The 20,005-nt window shown below is 49.9% G+C and carries 22 protein-coding genes and 1 riboswitch; all 22 genes read right to left on the bottom strand.

Going from position 1 to position 20,005, the window contains the following annotated elements:
* Window positions 1–57: 57 nt before the first annotated feature.
* Complete coding sequence (locus DEALDRAFT_RS17440) at window positions 58–189, bottom strand: hypothetical protein (protein WP_008517955.1); 132 nt, start codon at window positions 187–189, stop codon at window positions 58–60.
* Between the two features lie 5 nt (window positions 190–194).
* The gene (locus DEALDRAFT_RS12345) at window positions 195–641 is read right to left on the bottom strand and encodes a DUF2889 domain-containing protein (protein ID WP_008517954.1); all 447 of its coding nucleotides are present in this window, start codon (window positions 639–641) and stop codon (window positions 195–197) included.
* Window positions 642–789: 148 nt separating this feature from the next.
* A complete protein-coding gene (locus DEALDRAFT_RS16175; protein ID WP_008517952.1) occupies window positions 790–3,174 on the bottom strand; it encodes a complex I subunit 5 family protein in 2,385 nt (794 codons plus the stop codon).
* Window positions 3,175–3,210: 36 nt separating this feature from the next.
* The gene (locus DEALDRAFT_RS12335; RefSeq protein WP_008517949.1) at window positions 3,211–4,677 is read right to left on the bottom strand and encodes a complex I subunit 5 family protein; all 1,467 of its coding nucleotides are present in this window, start codon (window positions 4,675–4,677) and stop codon (window positions 3,211–3,213) included.
* A 22-nt stretch (window positions 4,678–4,699) separates the two neighbouring features.
* Complete coding sequence (locus tag DEALDRAFT_RS12330; protein ID WP_008517947.1) at window positions 4,700–6,163, bottom strand: complex I subunit 5 family protein; 1,464 nt, start codon at window positions 6,161–6,163, stop codon at window positions 4,700–4,702.
* A 21-nt stretch (window positions 6,164–6,184) separates the two neighbouring features.
* Window positions 6,185–7,651, bottom strand: coding sequence for a complex I subunit 5 family protein (locus DEALDRAFT_RS12325; RefSeq protein ID WP_008517946.1), 1,467 nt, complete (start codon window positions 7,649–7,651; stop codon window positions 6,185–6,187).
* 135 nt (window positions 7,652–7,786) lie between these two features.
* Window positions 7,787–9,580, bottom strand: coding sequence for a proton-conducting transporter transmembrane domain-containing protein (locus tag DEALDRAFT_RS12320; RefSeq protein WP_008517944.1), 1,794 nt, complete (start codon window positions 9,578–9,580; stop codon window positions 7,787–7,789).
* Window positions 9,581–9,601: 21 nt separating this feature from the next.
* On the bottom strand, window positions 9,602–11,077 hold the full coding sequence (locus DEALDRAFT_RS12315; protein ID WP_008517942.1) for a monovalent cation/H+ antiporter subunit D family protein: 1,476 nt from the start codon (window positions 11,075–11,077) through the stop codon (window positions 9,602–9,604).
* A gap of 57 nt (window positions 11,078–11,134) precedes the next feature.
* On the bottom strand, window positions 11,135–11,461 hold the full coding sequence (mbhE, locus tag DEALDRAFT_RS17095; protein ID WP_008517941.1) for a hydrogen gas-evolving membrane-bound hydrogenase subunit E: 327 nt from the start codon (window positions 11,459–11,461) through the stop codon (window positions 11,135–11,137).
* Window positions 11,458–11,697: a hydrogenase subunit MbhD domain-containing protein gene (locus DEALDRAFT_RS12305; protein ID WP_008517939.1), complete on the bottom strand. Its 240-nt coding sequence runs from the start codon at window positions 11,695–11,697 to the stop codon at window positions 11,458–11,460. Before DEALDRAFT_RS12305 ends, mbhE begins: the two co-directional genes overlap by 4 nt.
* Window positions 11,690–12,064, bottom strand: coding sequence for a monovalent cation/H(+) antiporter subunit G (gene mnhG, locus DEALDRAFT_RS12300; protein WP_008517937.1), 375 nt, complete (start codon window positions 12,062–12,064; stop codon window positions 11,690–11,692). The genes DEALDRAFT_RS12305 and mnhG overlap by 8 nt, the downstream gene beginning before the upstream one ends.
* Window positions 12,061–12,327, bottom strand: coding sequence for a monovalent cation/H+ antiporter complex subunit F (locus DEALDRAFT_RS12295; RefSeq protein WP_008517935.1), 267 nt, complete (start codon window positions 12,325–12,327; stop codon window positions 12,061–12,063). Before DEALDRAFT_RS12295 ends, mnhG begins: the two co-directional genes overlap by 4 nt.
* Window positions 12,324–12,836: a Na+/H+ antiporter subunit E gene (locus tag DEALDRAFT_RS16170; RefSeq protein ID WP_008517933.1), complete on the bottom strand. Its 513-nt coding sequence runs from the start codon at window positions 12,834–12,836 to the stop codon at window positions 12,324–12,326. The genes DEALDRAFT_RS12295 and DEALDRAFT_RS16170 overlap by 4 nt, the downstream gene beginning before the upstream one ends.
* 12 nt (window positions 12,837–12,848) lie before the next feature.
* A complete protein-coding gene (locus DEALDRAFT_RS12285; RefSeq protein WP_008517932.1) occupies window positions 12,849–14,342 on the bottom strand; it encodes a complex I subunit 5 family protein in 1,494 nt (497 codons plus the stop codon).
* Window positions 14,342–14,716, bottom strand: coding sequence for a sodium:proton antiporter (locus tag DEALDRAFT_RS12280; protein WP_008517930.1), 375 nt, complete (start codon window positions 14,714–14,716; stop codon window positions 14,342–14,344). Before DEALDRAFT_RS12280 ends, DEALDRAFT_RS12285 begins: the two co-directional genes overlap by 1 nt.
* Window positions 14,717–14,720: 4 nt before the next feature.
* Window positions 14,721–15,056, bottom strand: coding sequence for an MnhB domain-containing protein (locus tag DEALDRAFT_RS16165; protein ID WP_008517928.1), 336 nt, complete (start codon window positions 15,054–15,056; stop codon window positions 14,721–14,723).
* Window positions 15,057–15,320: 264 nt separating this feature from the next.
* A complete protein-coding gene (locus tag DEALDRAFT_RS12270; RefSeq protein WP_008517926.1) occupies window positions 15,321–15,947 on the bottom strand; it encodes a flavodoxin family protein in 627 nt (208 codons plus the stop codon).
* Between the two features lie 19 nt (window positions 15,948–15,966).
* Window positions 15,967–17,184, bottom strand: a complete 1,218-nt coding sequence (locus DEALDRAFT_RS12265; protein WP_040379024.1) for a D-alanyl-D-alanine carboxypeptidase family protein — start codon at window positions 17,182–17,184, stop codon at window positions 15,967–15,969.
* A 54-nt stretch (window positions 17,185–17,238) separates the two neighbouring features.
* Window positions 17,239–17,400, bottom strand: coding sequence for a hypothetical protein (locus tag DEALDRAFT_RS16935; RefSeq protein ID WP_008517922.1), 162 nt, complete (start codon window positions 17,398–17,400; stop codon window positions 17,239–17,241).
* 74 nt (window positions 17,401–17,474) lie between these two features.
* Window positions 17,475–18,242 (bottom strand): type III pantothenate kinase, encoded by a 768-nt coding sequence (locus DEALDRAFT_RS12260; RefSeq protein WP_008517919.1) that lies wholly within the window; start codon window positions 18,240–18,242, stop codon window positions 17,475–17,477.
* Window positions 18,243–18,254: 12 nt separating this feature from the next.
* A complete protein-coding gene (locus tag DEALDRAFT_RS12255) occupies window positions 18,255–19,232 on the bottom strand; it encodes a biotin--[acetyl-CoA-carboxylase] ligase (RefSeq protein ID WP_008517917.1) in 978 nt (325 codons plus the stop codon).
* Between the two features lie 143 nt (window positions 19,233–19,375).
* Window positions 19,376–19,729, bottom strand: a complete 354-nt coding sequence (locus DEALDRAFT_RS12250) for a hypothetical protein (RefSeq protein WP_008517915.1) — start codon at window positions 19,727–19,729, stop codon at window positions 19,376–19,378.
* Between the two features lie 120 nt (window positions 19,730–19,849).
* A riboswitch (THF riboswitch) is annotated at window positions 19,850–19,942 on the bottom strand.
* Window positions 19,943–20,005: the final 63 nt, after the last annotated feature.

Raw genomic sequence — 20,005 nt, 5'->3', positions numbered from 1 at the left:
ACATCTATCATGATACATGGTGCAACTTTATATAACAAGAGACATTTGCCCCAAACGCTAAAGCAGGAAATCAAAAAAATAGTACAGCAAAGCCAGGCCCATCAGCAACCCGATAAACGACGCTATGGCCAGTAAAATGCTGCTTAGTGTCAATACAGTTCTTTGCCGTTTTGTTAATTTTTTGCCCATGCACTCTACTCTCCCTCTTGCCTGGGATAGGCAACACAAACACCGCCCAACACCTTTTGCCACAAGGCATCCATCTCTGCCTCTGAAAGATTTTCCTCTTTCTGCTTTAACACTGCTGCCGCATTCATGGCCAGCGGGGCTGAGAGCATCACCAGATTTGTCAGATTGGGGCATCCCTTTTCTCCACCCAAAACAGAAAGCACCTGTTTTGTAAAACCGGGCCCCACCTGGGCTCCTTTAAGCCGTGTCACCTTGGCTTCAATGGCAGGACAGTCCGGATGGGGAATGCGGTTCATATCCAGAGATGCTTCCGTAATCTCATAGGTAACACTGGATATCTGTAAAGTCAGGCGGATATCATGATAAATATCGGTAAGAGTGGTTATTAGAATTAATTGGCCATCAGTGCCGGGATTAATATCGATTTCAATATTGCGTCGAAACAGGCTCATAACAACCTCCATTTTTAGAAACCAAACTCACTTCTATATTATCACAATTTTCTGTAAATTTATACGGTAAATTTTTGCTTTGCTGACTGCAAAGCGTTATAATTCCCTGTGGCGCACAGCACTGCTGTGCTCCACAGGGAATACATTATTACGGAACCATCAGGGTTAAGAAGCGCAGACTGAAAACTATCACTAAAGTGACAATGATGATAAACAGGCAAAGGTCCAGGTTCATCAGTGTCAGCTTCTTATACAGATGATCTCCCCGGTGGTTGTAATCCAGTTTAATCATGGTGAAAAATGCCACCCATTCCGCCTCCCGGGTATATACCTGCACTTCGTGCACCATGCTCACCACATACGTATAAACGGACTCCCGCATTTGCGTCAGGCCAAGCAGCACAGCTTCTCCCACCCGGGGCAACAGGCCTGCATCAGCGCTGCCTGCTAAACGTGCCAGAAATACACTGGGCCGCACACTGCCCACCAACACTCCTTCAGTAACGAACTCAATCCCCCTTCCCACCGCCATAAACATGTTAACGGAAAAGTTAAGAACCGGCTTATAGATTAGCCGTTCCACACTGAGCTTTTGCGGCAGGGGAAGCGCGAAATCAATGCGGGACAGCAGGATAAAGGTGACGGCGCCTATACCCAGGGAGATGAAAATGGCGGACAAATCCTCCACATTCCAGACACCGGTTTTTGCCACATAATTCAGGTAATAATCGTTATAGACAAAACCGCTGCTCATGGGCAGAATCACCCGTTCAATCACATTGCTGTAGGCCAGCCCGCCGTAGAGCAGGAAAGCGGCAAAGCCGGCAAAAATGGTGCGCTCCAAAAACGTTTCCCGGGCATACTTATGAGTTCCATCCCTGGCCGGGCCCAAAAACAGTGAGTAAAAAAGCCGGGCAATATAGCACACGGTGAGGCCACCGGTGATGGTAAAAATCTTTTCTGCATACCACAGGGAAGTAACACCCTGAGCCTGCCAGGCATCCACAATGGCGTGGTGAAGCAAAGTTTTACTGACATACCCGTTAAAACCGGGCACTCCGGCAATTGCGGCACCTGCCACCAAAAATGCCGCAGCGGTGACGGGAAATCTGCGCCACAGCCCCCCTACTTTACTGTAATCCAGGCTGTGGGTTCGCAGGTAAATGGCACCCACCATTAAAAACATGGCCGATTTGAAGAAGGCGTGGTTTAAGATATGATACGCCCAACCGGCAAAACCTATGGCTCCGTCAAAGCCCAGATAAGCCGCAGCTCCTATGCCCATCAGGATGTAGCCCATTTGACTCACACTGCTGTATGCCAATACCCGCTTGGCGTGGCGCTGTACCAAGGCCAGGACAGCTGCGGTAAACATGGTGACCATTCCAAACCAGATCAAGGCATAGCCAAACTGTTCTGTGGTATACCACAGGGGTGATTCCCCTTGCGCCGGAGTATACAACAAGGTAAATACCCGGATAATGCCGTATGCCCCGGTTTTAATCATAATCCCTGAGAGCAATGCGCTGGCCGGGGTGGGTGCCACCGGATGGGCTTGCGGCAACCAGATATGCAGCGGCGCCGCCCCCGCTTTAATTCCAAAGCCGATAAAAAACAGTGCGGCCGCCACATATCCCATGGTACCCATATCTGCCAGGGATTCAAGGCCCGGGGCAATGGCAGTGGTTCCGGCATGCATGGTTACCATCATGATGGCCACCAAGAGACACAGCCCACCGAAAATACCCATGTAAAGATAGTTGCGCCCCGCAGCCATCGCCTCTTCGCTTTGTGCGTGAACCACCAACACATACGAGAACAGGGTCATGGCTTCGAAAAACAGGAACAAACTGAGGAAGTCGCCGGCCAGAAATACACCCAGTGTTCCGCCAAGCGACAGCAGCAAAAATACATAGTAGCGCGTGGAAGCATGCTCATGGCGCATGTATTCACCGGAATAAAAGGTAGCTAAAAACCAGATGAAAGAAGCCATTACGGCAAAGACAAACCCAAAAAAATCTACCCGGAACAAAAGGCCAAGGCCCATAAATTCCGGTAATGCGTAGCTAACCTCACCGGCGGCCACCATTGGATACATGGAAATGGCCAACACACAGGTTAAAAAAGCGGTACAGGTTGCCACACAATCACGTATATCCTTATTAGAGCGGCCGATGAGTCCGGAAATCAGGGCACCGGCAAAGGGCAGCAGCACCACCAAAAGCGGGGTAATATCACTTAACAGTTCGGAGCCGGGCAAAGTGCCGGTTAGGGGCACCGCCGCTGTAAATGACCTCTGGCCCAAAACGGTATAGAGCCACAAACCAATAAAAATTATGGCCACCACAAACTCACTGCTGAATAAATCCGCCTTTCTCACGCGGTAGCGGTTAAAAAGGCCTGCGCTATGTCCTGTAGACTGGGAGATCAGACCCCGCGCCACCACTCCCGCCACCGGCAGCAGGATTAAAATTACCGGCAAAAAACTGGGAATAGCCGCGGATTCTTGCGGGACAGACGCTGCACTAAACACATTTTCTCCCTCCCTTAGTGTACTATATTCAAACAGTTAAAAGATTACCGCTGAAATTTTGGCGGCAAATACCACCGGCCAGTGGGGTTGTATAAAGGCAAAGGCTACACAGAGTACTGCCAAAAGTGCTGTGGACCACACCATCCCGGCAGGCACCTCATCTCGCAGCCAGTGCCTTTTTTTGCTGCCCGGCTCCATCACGTCCCGGGCGAAGAAAGCATTAACCACGATGGGAAAATAGTACAGGGCGTTTAGCAGACTGCTGACAATCAACACTGCTACCAGGAATGTCTGGCCGCTATCCAACGACGCCATGGCCAGGTGCCATTTACTGATAAAGGCATTAAACGGGGGGATTCCCACCATTGTAACCGCCGCCAGAGTAAAGGCCAGCATGGTCACCGGCATTTCATAGCCAATTCCCCGCATTTCACTGATATACTTTTTGCCGGTCTGCACCATAATGGCCCCGGCGCAGAGAAAGAGGGCTCCTTTCATCAGCGCATGGGAGAAAATATGAAACAGTGCCCCCATCAGGGCCTGTTCGGAAAGCATGGCAATTCCCAGCAGCACATAACCAATCTGGGCCACGCTGGAGTAGGCCAACCGTCTTTTTAATTGGTCCTGCTGCAGTGCCAACGCCGAGCCTAACAGAATAGTTATTACAGAAAGCCAAAGCAGGATGGTATCAAAGCCGATGCTTTGCACCGCCTCCACAGTGAACACATAATGTATCAACCGGATGAATCCGTAAGCGCCGGTTTTGATCATGCAGCCGGATAATAGGGCGCTTACCGCAGCGGGAGCGGCAGGGTGTGCATCGGGCAGCCAGATATGAAGAGGAAACATCCCGGCCTTAAGCCCAAAGCCTATCAAAAAAGCAAATAAGGCGTAGCCTACAAGAGGTGAAGCTTCAATATATCCTCCGGCGACAAAATCCAGCCGGCCGCCTAAAAAGTAGGTCACTGCCAGGCCAAAGAAAATGGCCAAGCCGGCTACGATGGTCATAAACAGATATTTGGAGCCGGCATACATGGCCTTATCATCCTCTTCATGGATGACAAGTACGTAGGAGATGATGGCCATCAACTCAAAGAAGAGAAAGAGCCCAAACAGGGAATAGGCCATTACCACCCCCAGAATGGAACCCTGGGAACACAACATCAGCACATAGTAGCGCAGCTTTCCGTGCCCATGGCCAAGGTAACCAAAGGAATAGATAAACGCCAACATAAAACAAAAGGAAAAGATAACGGCAAAGAAAATGCTGATCCCATCGGCCTGAAATGATATGGCCAGGGGAAATGACATATAATGCATACCGGTTCCCAATGTCTGCCCGCTTGCCAATGCGGGGAGCATGACCGCACTGGACAGAAATGAAAGAACGGAACCGGCAAGGGCCATCACTTTCATGGCAGCTTCATTTCGTCGGCAGAAAACAAGCAGGAATATGGCAAAGATAAACGGCACTATAACAGTAATTCCCGGCAATAAATGCAAACTATATCCCTCCTTTGTCAGCTTAGTTGAAGAAAGCGGCGGCAATGTTTTGCGCCCAATTTAGCGGCACATTTTCAGCTCCCAGGCCAAATGCCACACTACCTATGGCCAAAAGAAGCATGGAAACCCACATCCCCAGCGGCAACCGGTCCCAAAGCAGTGAAGCGTGTAAATCCCGGTTTCTTTCGCCAAAGAATGCCGTAAAGGCAATGGGCAGGTAATAAGCGGCATTCATTACACTGCTTAAAAGCAGAATCAGAATCAAAAGCGGCTGTTCATTAACCAGGGCTCCCAGGCTTAAATACCACTTACTAATAAAAATATTCATGGGTGGCAAACCCACCGCAGTAAGAGCCGCAAAGGAAAAGCAGCTCATGGTCAGCGGCATCTGCCAGCCGATCCCGGCCAAATCGGCAATTTTTCGCTTCCCGGTTTTAGCTAGTATGGCGCCGGCACATAAAAGCAGTGTTCCTTTCATCATGGCGTGGCCCATAATATGATAGACTCCGCCAATGAGGGCTTCGGAGGTTAAAAGAGATATGCCAAACAGGATATATCCCAGCTGAGCAATACCTGAATATGCCAGGCGACGGGGCAGGTCCCGCTCAGCAAAGGCGCAGAGGGAACCATAGATGATGGAGATGATGGCCAGGACCAGGATTACCACATGCCAACCCTGCTCACGGATTAATTCCACACCGAATACCTGATGAAAGATACGAATCATGCCATAGGCCCCGGTTTTCAGCATTATCATAGACGACAGCGCCACCGCCGGCGGAGGCGCCTGCCCATATACGTCTGCCATCCACAGATGAAGCGGAAACATCCCTGCCTTCATGCCAAAGGCGATGGCAAAACCCACAAAGGCCAGCGAGGTATACGCTCCAGCCGTCATAAACCCGCCGTCCTGCCAGGAAAAATTCTGTGACTGCACAAAAACCACTGCCAGGGCCATAAAGTAGAGCACACTGCCTCCCACCGTCATGTACAGAAATTTCATTGTAGCGGCCACGGCTTCACGGGTACGATGGTGGATAACCAGCAGGAAAAAGGAGAGGGACATGGCTTCAAAGAAGAGAAACAGCGTAAGCAGGTCCCCTGCCAGTACCACCCCGGTGGCACAGGCCAGGATAAAGAGAAATATGGCCTTAAAGCGACGGTATCCCTGTTTCAGCGGGTAGGTTGCGGTATATAATGCAAGAACTGCACCGCAAAAGAGAAACAATAGCGCCAGCGAAAGGCTGAGAAGATCTATTTGTATTGACAGGCCAAAAGGCGGCAGCATATCTAAAGTAGCACCAAGCCGCTCCCCGGCCAGAACGCTTTTGACTAAAGTGACCAAAATAACAAATGCGGCGGTAAGCGAACACAGCGAAAGAGCTGAACCTGTTTTATGGTTTTTCTCGCCGCCAAGCCATACCATCAGGGCGGACACGGCCAAAACTCCTATGGCTGCCCACGGTTGCCAGAGAATTGTGTTCATATTTGTCTACAACTCCTTTCGCTATTGGAATATGGAGGCAACAATCAGATTAACCAGCGGGAGAGTGGTCTGCTGAGCATAAAATCCAAACACAAAGCACATCACCGTTAAAACCGCAGTGGGAATAAACATGGCAGGCGGGCTTTCCAATCCCTGGGGAGCAGAGTACGATCCTTCGGAAAAATAAGCCCGGATGATGATGGGGAAATAATAGATTGAATTGAGAATAGCGCTGGTTAACAGGACAAATCCAAGAATGGGCAGGCCGGATTCAATACTACCGCCCAAGAGGTACAGTTTGCTGACATACCCTGCCAGTGGAAGAACTCCGATAAGACCGATACTGGCCAAAGAGAAGAAAAACATGGTATAAGGCATCCGTTTTCCAATGCCGTTTAACTGCTCCAGATATTTGGCGCCGGTCTGTGTAATAATAGCTCCGGCACAGAAGAACAACACGATTTTAAGGAAAGCATGATTGATGATGTGCACTATGCCGCCGGTCAAACCGTACGGGGAGAGCATAGCCGCTCCCAGGGTGATATAGCCCAACTGGCCGATGGTGGAGTAGGCCAGCCGTGATTTAAGCTTTTCCTGACGAATGGCCAATACCGATGCAATAATGATGGTGAGTACCACAATGGCCGCCAGGATATTGGTTACACCCAGATACTGCAGTGCTTCCACCCCGTAAAGATAGAACATAACACGTAAGATTCCAAAAATTCCTGTCTTAACTATAGCAACTGCATGCAAAAGGGCGCTAACCGGTGTAGGCGCCACCATGGCCGAAGGAAGCCAGGAATGAAGCGGCATTATGGCGGCTTTGACACCAAACCCCATCACCGCAATAAAAAACATAATCCATAAAGTAAGTGCATGACTCTCCAGAACGGAGCCAAAGATGCCGGCAGTACTAAAGGTCAGGCTTTCTCCAATTCCGCCGAAAATGAACATGGTGAGAAAAACCATGGCTCCGCTGACAAAACAATAAATAATATATTTGGTACCCGCCGCATAGGCCTCCCGGGTCTGGGCGTGAATAACCAGCGGATATGTAATTAAGGCCAGATATTCATAAAAAAGATACATGGTAAACAGGTTTGCAGAAAATGCCACACCCATGGTAGCACTTAATGCCAGAATATAGAAGGTAAAAAAACGCCGGCAGTGATACTCATGGCCCATATAACCGGTGGCATAAATGGCGGCAAACACCCACAACAGGGATGCCAAAACGGCAAACAGCACGCCCAGAGGCTCCACTGCAAAGGAAATGCTTAAGCCCTGTGTAATCTGTACTGCAGTCCAGGTGATGGTTTCTCCTTGCAATACCACAGGGAGGGCCGGCGCCACTATCAGAAATGTGATTAAGGCAATAATGACGGCAAGTGCATTTCTGGCACGGGCCTGATGCTCCTTAACAAGAGCAATCAAACCACCACCGCATGCCGGGACCAAAATGGCCCAAAACGGCGATATCAACATAGACTCCCTCCTAAGCAACAGAAGTTTACTACACCACAAAGAGGGCGCCGCCCTTTTGGGGACAGTACCCTCCCATTTCCCAGCTCTATATCCGGATAAGTGTATTCTGGCAACAAAACACCGGATGCCGGCTTGTTAAAACGGGTTGGTATGAATAATTTGTATTTCCAGTGTCATAAACAGATACCAAACCGCCAGCACTCCGAAAATGACTATCACAAGCATGACGTCAAATTCCAGGTTTCTGACATTGATGAAACGAAAAAATCTGGACTCTCCCGGCTGGTAATCAAGTTTCTGAAACATGCGGAAGATGGCCTTAAAGCTCAAATCCCCGGCGCCGGAAACCAACTGCTGCATACCGCCGGTGATATAGTCCACCAAATGAACCGTTCCGGTTGCAGCAGAATGGGCTGTGCCGGCGGCAATCTGCGCCAAACCGTTGGCCCATTGTGGCGCATGAATCCCCCTTTCCAGTATATTTTTCATCAAAGCAAACACACCCACCGCCACAGCTATTACCTGCAGGGAAACGAAAATTCCCTGCATAGAATAAACATTCAGGGCGGATTGGTGCGGCAACAGCACCTGCAAAGCCTGTGGGTAGACACCAAACAGAACACAGGCGGCAGCCGAAATCATGATAGCTACCGTCATAGTGGTTCTGGGCGGGCGCAAAACCCTGGCCTGGGCCTTATAAAAACCGAAGTAGATAAACTTGGTGAAAGATAAGGCCGTCCCCACACCGGCAACCAGTAAAATCGTTTCCACCGGCTCCACACCGTAGGAGGCATTTTTTATAAGATATTTACTGATATACCCGTTAAACAGCGGAGTACCGGCAATGGCCAGCGCACCAACCACTGCCCCCACGGTAACCAGCGGCAATGACCGCCAGAGAGGAGGGCCCTCTTCCCCTTTAGGAGGATGGTGCAGTTGATGCAGATCTTCCGTTCCGGTACAGTAGAGAACTGCGCCGGCGCACATAAATAACAAAGCTTTATAGACCATGTTATTAGCCATATGCAGCAGTCCGCCGTCCACTCCATAGTAATTGCCCAGCCCTATAGCGGCCACCATATAGCCCACCTGGCTGACAATGTGAACGGATAAGAGACGCCGCATATCATGCTGAACCAGGGCAAAACTGACGGCAACAATGGCCATCAAAGCACCCATCAGTGCTATGCCTTCCGACGCCGGCAAGATACGGGCCACTGCAAAAACACCGGCCTTTGTACAGAGTGCTGCCAGCAGAACACTGGCGGAAAACGGTGCCACCGGATACCCCCAGGGCACCCAGACATGCAGTGGGAGAAAGGCCGCCTTTACACCAATGCCGGCAATGAAAAAGGGCAAGCCCGCTGCAGGAGCTGTCATGGCAAAGGACCCTGTGGCATGATAATGCAATACTATGCCCACCGTCAGAGCCAGCCCACCCAACAGTTGCAAAAATAATACCCGGTAGGCCATCTTAACTGCCTGCTCTGTGCGGCGCAAAAAGATCATGGTTGCCGAAGTGATGCTTAGCACTTCCCAGAAAAACAGGAATGTGAGAAAATTGTCTGCCAAGGCTACCCCTGCCGCACCGGCCAGTGCACAAAGAGCCACCGCCTGCTGGGCTTTTGTGGATACTTCCAACCCAAAAAGCATGCCCAGCGGAATAACCATGGTAAAGCCAAGCAGGGCAATACCACCAATGGGGTGCAGGCTAAATGACAAAAATGACACTCCCGTTTGCTGCTGGAAAGCGGAAGCAAAGACAGTAACCTGGCCGCCCAAATCCACTCCGGCCAACAGCGCCACAGCCACGGCGCCTACCGGCACCAGAGAAAGGCCAATAAATACACGCCTGACCCTGGCCGGCAGAAATAGCAGCACCACCGCTGTAACCACCGGGGCCCAAACCGGTACAAGCAGCAGAGTCACAATAATCACCCTTTCGTTTTATTACATCGCTAAGGGCATTAGAAAATCAACCATACTGCGCACAAACGGAATTGTCAGATCGGGTTTGATGCCCAGCACTATGCAAATCACCGCCAAAACACATACCGGCACCAGCATGGTAAGCGGAGCTTCCGGGCCTTTGGCCCGTTCAAAAGCTCCCTGACGGAAAAACGCTGTAATCACAATGGGAAAAAAGTATAAAGCATTTAATATAGCGCTGACAACAAGTACGGCGATAACCGCCAACATACCGGCATCCAAACTGCCCTGCAACAGATAGAGCTTGGAGATAAAGCCGTTAACAGGCAAAATTCCCACCATGCCGATACTACCTACGGTAAAAGCCATCATGGTCAGCGGCATGCGCACCCCAACGCCGTTTAGTTCACTGATTTTCTTCTTCCCGGTCACCGTAATTATTGCACCGGCGCAGAAGAACAAGGTGATTTTTAAAAGGGCATGATTAATCATGTGCAGCATCCCACCGGTGGCTCCCGCCACTGAGAGCAGGCCGGCCCCCAAAATAATATAACTTAACTGGCTGATGGTGGAATAGGCCAATCGGCGTTTCAGAGCATCCTGACGCAGCGCTATAAGTGAAGCGGAAACAATGGTGATACTGGCTATAACCACCACAAACAAACCCAGGCTTAGCTCCCCCAGGGTTTCCACACCAAAAACAGAATACATGGCACGCAGAATGCCAAAGATCCCTGACTTTACCACTGCCACGGCGTGTAACAATGCACTGACGGGAGTAGGCGCCGCCATGGCTGCCGGCAGCCAGGCATGCAAAGGCATAATGGCAGCTTTTACGCCAAACCCCAAAATAAAACAGAGGAAAATGAGCTGTAGATAGTGGGCGGGGCCGTCTGCCACCGTTAATATGCCGCCGGAAGCAAAGGTGATGGTTCCCACCGCACCGGCGGTCATCACAATGGCCGACAATATCAGTCCCGCTCCCAGGAAACTGTAAATAATATAGCGCTTACCGGCGGCCTGTGCTTCGGCGTTTCCGGCATGAATTACCAATGGATACGTAAAGATGGTGAGAAATTCGTAACATAAATATAGCGTAAACAGGTTAGCGGAAAAGGCAATCCCCATGGTAGCACCCAGGGAAAGAATATAGAAAGTAAAATAACGGCGGCGGTTATGCTCATGGGCCATATAACCGGTGGAGTACAGGGCGGCAAATACCCATAACACCGAGGCCAATGTGGAAAAAGCCGCTGCCAGGGGATCCACCCTGAAAACTATATCCAACCCCCTCATCAGTGTTATCACATGGACAGCGGGCACAGCACCGTTTAGCACACGCACAAACAGGGTGACTACAAAGGAGGCGGTAATCACTGCAGTGAGAACAGCCAATGGATTACGGACCCGGTTATTTTCCTCCGGAACCAACGCCAAAAGCAACGCGCCCACCATAGGGCAAATAATCGCACCCAGAATGAGTAGAGGGTCAGACATTTACGCCCACTCCCTTACAAATCATTTGCGCTGTAACATCTTTTATAAATATTGCTCTTATAGCGTTGTTTTCTGAGAACAACCGTCCTCCTTATGCTCCACAGGGTGCCCGGTCTTTAAGCACAGGAAGATGGCAATAACTGCTACAAACAATACGGTAATTTCAACCAGAGTATCATAGGCCCGATAAGCCACGATAATATTGGCTACCAGGTTATGGCCCCCCGTCTCCTCATACCCCTGCTCCACATACCGCTGGGGGACATAATTATTGGCCGGCACATCAACTTCACCGTAAGGGGGGATTTCACTGACGGTCATCAGCAGCATATAACCAATCAACACCAAAAGCAAAACAATCAACACGTTAAAAAGTGCTTTCACTGCTCTTCCCCCCTTACCCTGGTAACCACCGCCACCATCAGCACTGTGGTGCCCACGCCCACCGCAGCTTCGGTAATGGCAATATCCGGAGCGTTAAAGTGCTGCCAAAGCAGAGCCATAACCAGGGAAAACCCGCCGAAAATGATAACGGCATAGAGCAGGCTGCGGATAAATACCACTCCCAGAGCCGCTACAATCAGAAATGTCAGCAGAATGAAAACCAGCCAATCAGGCATGGACATCCTCCTTTCCCGCCATCTCCTTACCAGGGTAGGGAGAATCGTAACAGTCAATAAAAAATGTTTCCGGCACATGCTCTTCATCCCGCAGATAAGCCACATAACCGATGATGTGTGCAACCAATGGATTGATGGACCAGATAAAGGCCCAGATAATAGCCAGTTTAATCATGGCATTATAGCCGGACACTTGCGTCATCATGGCCAGCAAAATCAGCCCGACCCCCAGCGTATCGCACTTGGAAGTGGCATGCATGCGGGTATATAAATCGGGCAAACGGATTAGGCCCACAGTACCCACAAAGAGAAAGAACAGTCCGGCCCAGAGTAAAAAACTTACCGCCAACTCATAGAGTAAGGTCATGACAATTTCCCCTTCCCCAGACTTTTCATGACACAGATTGTGCCTACAAAAGCACTGAGCACATAAACATACGCCACATCCAGGTAGGTGTAGTTCTCAAAGATATGTGCCAGAATGATAATGGCCATAATTACATTGGTTAACACCACGTTGGTGCCCAAAATGCGGTCTGAGGCATGTGGACCCCAGATGATGCGGTACAGGGCCAGAAACGACAAAACTACAAGCCCCAGGAAAACCCCTTCCAGGCTGAGTTGAATCATTCGTTGATCACCTCAACTTCCCGCAGTTTATCCTGCATATACCAATCGGAGACATTATCCGCCGCTTCTTTTGTCAGGGCGTGAACAAGCAGCCGGTCATCTTTCAGGTTAATGGTGACGGTCCCGGGTGTAAGGGTAATGGAGTTGGAATACAGGGTCCGGGTAAGTTCTCGGGTAAGTTTTGTTTTCACCACAATAAAACCGGGTGAAATTGGCATATCCCTACTTAGCACAATACGCGCCACCTGGATATTGGCTACAACAATGTTAAAGACAAGCAATACTAAATAATAAAACAGTTTGAACAGCTGCAGCGGCTTAAAACCCATGGGCTCCCCGGGCTTAAACAAGTCGGTGTTCCAGAAATACGTAACTCCCAATGCACAACCGATACCCACAATCACGTTGTACGCATCCAGCGAAGGGGTCATTAAAAACCAGAACCCCAGCAAAATGCAAACAATCATCAGAAACCCCTTTTTGTCAATAATTGCCCGAATATAGTACATTAAACCACCTCCCTAATGCAGTAAGACCCCCACAGCTTTTGTTGCCAAGGCCAGCGGGAACTCGGGATTGATACCAAAATAGATAACCGCCATGGCCAGCACAACCAAGGAAACGGACATGGAAACAGGAATTTTATCCATGGTAAACGTTTTGGGTTCCTGCTCATCCACCACGAAAAACGCCTGCCAGACAATGGGCAGAAAATAACTGGCGTTTAGTAATCCACTTAAGATGATCAGTCCTACAAACATGGGCATTCCCGCCTCAATACTGCCCAGGGCCAGGTACCACTTGGATATAAATCCGCTAAAGAGGGGCAGCCCCACCATGGAAAGGGCGGCAATACTAAAGGCAAACATGGTGATGGGCATCTGAAAGGCCAGGCCCTGCAAACGGTTCACCCGTTTCTCACCGGTTTGGCGGTAAATGGCACCTGCTGCCAAAAAGAGACATGCCTTCATAACGGCGTGATTAAAGATGTGTAAGATGCCCGCCGCCAGGCCAATGGGACTGGACAATCCAAGCCCCAGGAAAATGTAGCCTATCTGAGCCACACTGGAATATGCCAGGCGCCTTTTTAGATCCAACTGCACGAAGGCAAACATGGAGCCGCCTAATATGGCCCCGGTGGCCATAATTAAAATCATATGGCGGATAAAAATCTGATCCAACAAATCAAAACCAAAAATCTGGAAATAAAATTTTGCCAATGCAACAATGTATGCTTTTACCACCAGGCCGGACAGGACGGCGCTGGAAGTGGTGGGGGCTGAGGAGTGAGCATCGGGTAACCAGACGTGAAGAGGAAAGAGTGCCGACTTTATACCAAAGCCCACCAGGAAGAAGCTAAGCACTGTCCAAATCAAATACGGATACTGCGGATACACCAGAGCAAACTCTGCGGCAACAAAGCTGATATTCAGATTACCGGTTATCACATAAATCAGGGCGATTCCAGTCAATACAAAACCGGAGCCCACAGTGGCCAGCAGCAGATATTTAAATGATGCTTCGGTGGCCAGGCGCCCTCCTTTGGCCAGCACCAGTGCACAGGCGGCAATCCCGGTTACTTCAATGAACACATACATATTAAACAAATCATTGGTCATCACCATTCCCATCATGGAACCAACCAACAATAAGAAAGTGGTATAATACCAGCCGATGCCGCTTGCCGGGATTTCCCGCCCCAGGGAACTCATACTGTAAATCATGATTACCAGACAAACAGCGCTAATAACAAGCAGCATAAATGCGGAAAAAGGTTCGATAATTACTTCAATGCCCCAGGGAGCATCCCAGCCCATTACCGAATAGGCGATAGTTTGACCGTCACGGGTAATAAGGGCAAAATGCAAACTGTAAATAAAAGCGGCAACCATGGTTAAAACGGCGGCCGGGCCGCAGGCTTTGCGTCCGAAATGAGCAAATGCAGGCATCAGAAAAGCGGCCATCAGCACTAACAATACCAACACCGGCGGATGTGTATCCAAAAGTTCAAACATTAGTCGCAGCTCCTTATCTCAAGGATTTCGTCTGCTTCAATGGTTCCATAATACTGATACAGCTTTACCACTATGCTTAAGGCAAAGGCTGTTACGCTGAGAGCCACAACAATGCCGGTAAGAACCAGCGCCGCCGGTAGAGGATTAACGTAATGCACCCCCTCCGGAAGTTGACCATCATGGATTGGTGCCACGCCACCACGGATATTGGCTGCTGCAATCAAAAACAGGAAGATGGCGTTGCCCATAATGTTAATCCCGATTATTTTTTTCATCAGATTAGAACGGGACAGTACAGTGTAGATGCCGATACAAAACAGCACCACAGAGACAAAATAAGGATAATTCTGAACAATCCGGGATATTACATCCAAGCGGTCACACCTCCTCCACCAGTGTTGAAAAAATTGACAGAGCAACCAAAGCCACTATAAGTCCAATGCCAATCTCAAATACATGGCCGATGAGAATTTCAGCAAAAATGGTAACTATCAGGATAATCCCCCCCACCATGGCCAAATCGAAGGGAACCCGTTTTTGGCCTTCACTCAGGCCAAAGACCAGTGAATACAAAACCAACCCAATCCCCAGTACCATTCCGCCGGCAAAACCTCCGCCCGGAGCTTCATGGCCGTGAAAGATGATATACAGGCCATAAATCTGCATCACCGGCACCACATAACGGGAAACCACGTAAAGAAGTGTATTTTGCAAGCTGCTCCCCCTTTTTTGTGACCTCATTCACATATAAGTGTAAAAAAACAAAGCTCCCTCTTATACATAGTATTAAGAGGAAGCTTAATTTACCCATTATTTCATGAAGTTTATAGCAGTTTGATAGGGTGCAAACCAACGACTTGATGACTGGTCTTGTTGCTCCCCCTTGCTATAATCTATTCGTAATGCTTTAGAAAATCCCTGCAAACTTCATCAGGACAATTGTCCCGGTTCTAATAATTCGAAATAGTAACCAATTCGCTATTCTGCGCCCAGTCGCTGGACAAGCTTGGCCATATTGCGGCCTAGCCGCTGACAGGACGTCAGCGCCACTTCATCCTGGGTTACTCTTTTGACAAAACGCATCTTACCCTCTTCACAGGAGGCAAACTTAGTTCCCATGGCTCCTGTGTTCACAATCCCTTCATCTGCGCCTCTATCGGAGGACACCAGCATTCCCTGTCCCTGCATATAAGCATTGAGGATTGCCAGTGCCAGCTCCTGACCGCCGTTACGTAAGTCGGCATGCACCACCGCGCCGCCAACCTTGCCATCCAGCTCATTGGCCACCATATGCAGCGGGCGGCTGCGATCTATAAAATCCTTCATCCGCCCCGTTACATTGGAAAAATAGACGGGCGAACCAAAAACAATTCCGTCGGCTTCACGCATTTTTTCGTACAGCTTATCCATGTCATCATCCTTGATGCTACACTCCGGCTTAAACAGGCACTTATTACAGGATATGCACTCTTTGATCTCATAGTCCATCAGTTCAACCAATTCCGTTTCCACGCCTTGAGCCTCTGCTTCCGCCAATACAGTATTTAGCATCTCCGCAGTATTCTTACCCTTGCGGTGACTGCCATTAATCGCCAAGATCTTCATAATTATCCTCCCCTTCTCTCTAAAATAACCTATAATCTAACTTTTCTTTTTTATATCTCCGATAACCTTCTTTTAAACCGCTTTTTTTGGTTCTACGCCGCCTGATTGCTTTACGCACCAAAAGCATGACAACGGCCAGTGAACTGGACAACAGCCAAAAGCGGGGCGTGGTCAAAAGGGCTCTCTGCACAGAATCAGCAGCCAAAAGCGAAATTGTGCCCACCTCTTGCCCATCGGCAACAATTACCACCTCACCGATGTGGTCACCTTTGTTCACCGGTGCCTGTACCTCAGCGACTTTTATCTCCATATCAACCTCTTTGTTATTAACGGGCCGGGTTAACTCAAAACTATCGGCTGCCTGTAAGCTTACCGCATCACCAAAACGAACTTCCGTGGTATGCATTATATCACCCTGCACAACAGGCTGTACCATGGTGAAATTGTCAAAACCATAATCCAAAAGGGCCACCGTGTCATCCCACAGTTCATTGCCGCTGGCCTGCAGAACCACTGTTATCAGCTCCAGGCCATCCCGTTGTGCAGCACCCACAAAGGTGCGCCCCGCCGGCGTGGTGTAGCCGGTCTTAATACCCAGCATGCCCTCATAGGTTGAAAGCAGGGGGATGCGGTTAATCAGGTACGAATCCTCGCCTTCCGGCCAGACGATGGTGTGACGCTGCGTCGCCGCCAAATCACGAAAACGCTGATTTTGCATTGCATAGCGGGTGATCATGGCCATATCATAGGCGGTTGTCAGGTGGTTCTCATCGGGAAGACCGTGGGGGTTGGTAAAAGTACTGTTTATAGCTCCGGCCTGCCTGGCCTTCTGGTTCATCAATTGGGCGAAACTATCCACACTGCCGGACACCAGTTCCGCCGCCACCACAGAACCATCGTTGGCCGACCGCAGCATCAGAGCATACAACAAATCCTCCACGGTAAGTTCCTGACCCCGGCGCAGATACAGAGAAGATCCACGGGTTTTTTCCGCCAATTCACTGGCCACCGCCACCTCATCTTCTGCAGCGTTTTCCAAAAGCAAAATGGTGGTAAGGATTTTAGTGATGCTGGCCGGAAACATTTGCTGATGAGAATTCTTTTCCCAGAGCACTTCTCCGGTTCTGCTATTTATCAAAATGGCGGCGGTGGATTGCACCACCGGTTCCGCCATGGCTGTACCGGTATAAAACAGTAATACAACCACAGTTATAATTACCCGGAACTTAGCTGCCAACAAATCCACATCCTGTCATTTATTATCTAACACGGAAATAGGACCCGCCAGGTCCTATTGTTCGTGCCCTTCACTATCTTCTTTTTGCGGCAGGGATGTGAGCCCTTCCACATGTGAAATATCTTTGTCACAGTAAGGGCAAAGCCACTTAACCGACGGAGATTCCGCAGCAGAGTATGAGGCTTTTCCGCAGTACGTACAGATTTTATAGGGCATAAAAATCCCCCTGTCCCGTTTACTGCTACGTATTCGACATTATTGTTAAATATCCTCTTTTTGGCTGGAAAATTTTACTGCCGGTTGCGTTCATGGATAATACGCAGCCCCTCCAGGGTAAGCAGCGGGTTAATAATTTCCAATGCTTCAGATTCCCGGGCGATGAGTTCCGCCAGGCCGCCGGTGGCAATAACCTTGGGCCGGGTGGGAAATTCCGGAATCATTTTGCGTACTATTCCGTCCACCTGTCCTACAAAGCCGTAAATAATACCGGACTGCATACTGGTTATGGTATCGCGGCCGATAACCCGCTTGGGCACAGCCAATTCTACCCGAGGCAGTTTTGCCGCACGTTGAAAGAGTGCTTCAGTGGAGATGCTGATTCCCGGCGCAATGGCTCCACCCAGGTAATGGCCTTGCTCAGAGATGGCGTCAAAGGTGGTGGCTGTACCAAAATCTACGATGATTAGCGGCGCACCGTACAGCTCAATGGCTGCCACAGCGTTTACAATGCGATCCGCGCCTACTTCCCTGGGGTTTTCCACCGAGATGTTAAGGCCTGTTTTCATTCCGGGCCCCACAACCAGCGGTTCAAGGCCAAAATAACGATTAGCCATTTCCTGCAGAGAAAACATCAGTGGAGGCACCACGGAAGAAACAATCATTCCGGTAAGATCCCGGTCATCCACTCCCGCCTGCACAAAGAGATTTTTTAAAATTACCCCGTATTCGTCCCCGGTCTGCAACCGGTTTGTTGAGACCCGCCAGGATACTTTCAAATCCCTGCCCTGATATACTCCCAGTACTATGTTAGTATTGCCTACATCCACTGCCAGAAGCATGCGTTAAACCTCCTATTTGCCGTCATCAGGCCGCAGGGAAACATCACCGGCCCAAAAAGTTTTCACTCCCGATTCCGTCCGGACCAGAAGGGCTCCCTGCTCGTCGATATCCACCGCTGTACCGGACTCCCGGTGATCCGCCAACTGCACATCCACCCCTTTACCCAAGGTGACCGAATAGCGGCGCCAGCGCTTTAGTACATCTTCAAAACCAATTTGTTCCGCCTGCATATATTCCTGCTCCATATTGCGCAAAAATGCCTGAACCCAGGCGACCCTGCTAACGGCTTCACCTGATTGGGCCATTATAGATGTGGCAATCTGCTCCAGTTCACCGGCAAACCAATCTGCCGGTATATTGGCATTGATCCCCAAACCCAGCACGATATAGTTCAACTGCTCCATTTCCGCAGATACTTCCGTAAGAATCCCGGCAAGCTTCTTACCGTTTATCATTAAGTCGTTTGGCCATTTAATCCCCGGCGTGACCGCTGAAACTGCTGCTGTGGCCTCGGTGGCGGCTACTGCAGCCATCAACGTTAACAGTTGCGCTTTATACGGCGGAAGTTTGGGGCGAAGAATCAGAGACAGCCAAATCCCGCCGCAGGGCGAATTCCAGGCCCGTCCCAGCCTGCCGCGTCCGGCAGACTGCGCCTCCGCCAACACCACGGTGCCTTCCGCTTCTCCCGCCCTGGCCAACTCCCGGGCCGCCCGGTTGGTGGAATCAACTTCACGGTAATGATAGACTTTCTTGCCCATCACTGCAGTTTTCAGGCCATCCTGTATCTCCAGCGGCAATAGCAAATCGGGCACCGCCACCAGGCGGTAACCCAGCCGTGGAGCAGACTCTATTTCGTAGCCTTCCTCGCGCAGACCGCCAATATGCTTCCACACCGCAGTCCGGCTGACTTGCATCCTGTTACTTAACTCCTCACCGGACACATACGCACCGGAGTGTTCTTTTAAAATCGCCAATAACGTCTCTTTCATTTTCCCTCCGGGACAAGGGGACAGGTCAACTGTCCCATTTTTTTAAACGCAGGTAACCATATAAAACAGAAATGTGGGACAAGGAACCTGTCCCCCTGTCCCATTTTTCATTGTAAGGATTGTATGAGCCTTTGTCAACAAAACTAGCCTTCGTTCAGCAGTTTTTTTAGTTTGTCCGCCAGCTTTGGCAGGCCCACCGGCTGGATGTGCAGGCTTTTAATGACCTGCCGGTACTGTTTTACGGTCCCCATCAGAATCACATCACTTTTACTCTGGCGGCAGTTTACCACACCGGCGTGGACCGCCGCATCCCCGCCTTTGGATAACATCTCCTGCTTGAGAATGTTGGCGGCGGTGGCAGAAACCCCCGTCACTTTAATTACACGGAACACCGCTTTGGGCGCCATAATGTTCACACTTACCGGGCTGGCACCTACACTGGCAATGGCTTCTTTGGCCTGAGCCAGATTTTCAATTTGCATCAGTTCAACTTCCATTTACAGTCCTCCTACCGGGGTAATGCTGTTAATTTCCTGCCGGTATAAAAAAACCTCTCTTCTCTTAGGATGGCAGAGTCGCCACACCTGAGAGAAAAGAGGCCTCTACTCTGTGAGTGCGGCAGTGGATGCGGTGACATATCGCAGGATAAACCTTTCGTCTAAGGGCAACTTCCCATCCCTTAGCACTTAACGCATGCCACCTACTCTGCAAAGTTGTCCGGGCCCGTAAACGGGCCCGGGACATTCAAAGTAGTTAAAACCGCTTATCTTCGG

Origin of the sequence: Dethiobacter alkaliphilus AHT 1 (assembly GCF_000174415.1) — a bacterium.
Taxonomy (GTDB): Bacteria; Bacillota; Dethiobacteria; order Dethiobacterales; family Dethiobacteraceae; genus Dethiobacter; species Dethiobacter alkaliphilus.
This window is presented reverse-complemented; position numbering and strand designations above follow the sequence as displayed.

Bases quoted from the DNA above. Each gene is read 5' to 3' on its own strand.
- DEALDRAFT_RS16170 (WP_008517933.1), bottom strand. From the start codon at position 12,836: ATGTACTATATTCGGGCAATTATTGACAAAAAGGGGTTTCTGATGATT.
- DEALDRAFT_RS12255 (WP_008517917.1), bottom strand. From the start codon at position 19,232: ATGAAAGAGACGTTATTGGCGATTTTAAAAGAACACTCCGGTGCGTAT.
- DEALDRAFT_RS16935 (WP_008517922.1), bottom strand. From the start codon at position 17,400: ATGCCCTATAAAATCTGTACGTACTGCGGAAAAGCCTCATACTCTGCT.
- mnhG (WP_008517937.1), bottom strand. From the start codon at position 12,064: ATGACCTTACTCTATGAGTTGGCGGTAAGTTTTTTACTCTGGGCCGGA.
- DEALDRAFT_RS12345 (WP_008517954.1), bottom strand. From the start codon at position 641: ATGAGCCTGTTTCGACGCAATATTGAAATCGATATTAATCCCGGCACT.
- DEALDRAFT_RS12315 (WP_008517942.1), bottom strand. From the start codon at position 11,077: ATGTCTGACCCTCTACTCATTCTGGGTGCGATTATTTGCCCTATGGTG.
- DEALDRAFT_RS12270 (WP_008517926.1), bottom strand. From the start codon at position 15,947: ATGAAGATCTTGGCGATTAATGGCAGTCACCGCAAGGGTAAGAATACT.
- DEALDRAFT_RS12260 (WP_008517919.1), bottom strand. From the start codon at position 18,242: ATGCTTCTGGCAGTGGATGTAGGCAATACTAACATAGTACTGGGAGTA.
- DEALDRAFT_RS17440 (WP_008517955.1), bottom strand. From the start codon at position 189: ATGGGCAAAAAATTAACAAAACGGCAAAGAACTGTATTGACACTAAGC.
- DEALDRAFT_RS12325 (WP_008517946.1), bottom strand. From the start codon at position 7,651: ATGTTGATATCGCCGTTTTGGGCCATTTTGGTCCCGGCATGCGGTGGT.
- DEALDRAFT_RS12330 (WP_008517947.1), bottom strand. From the start codon at position 6,163: ATGAACACAATTCTCTGGCAACCGTGGGCAGCCATAGGAGTTTTGGCC.
- DEALDRAFT_RS12295 (WP_008517935.1), bottom strand. From the start codon at position 12,327: ATGATTCAACTCAGCCTGGAAGGGGTTTTCCTGGGGCTTGTAGTTTTG.
- DEALDRAFT_RS12250 (WP_008517915.1), bottom strand. From the start codon at position 19,729: ATGGAAGTTGAACTGATGCAAATTGAAAATCTGGCTCAGGCCAAAGAA.
- DEALDRAFT_RS12285 (WP_008517932.1), bottom strand. From the start codon at position 14,342: ATGTTTGAACTTTTGGATACACATCCGCCGGTGTTGGTATTGTTAGTG.
- DEALDRAFT_RS12305 (WP_008517939.1), bottom strand. From the start codon at position 11,697: ATGCCTGATTGGCTGGTTTTCATTCTGCTGACATTTCTGATTGTAGCG.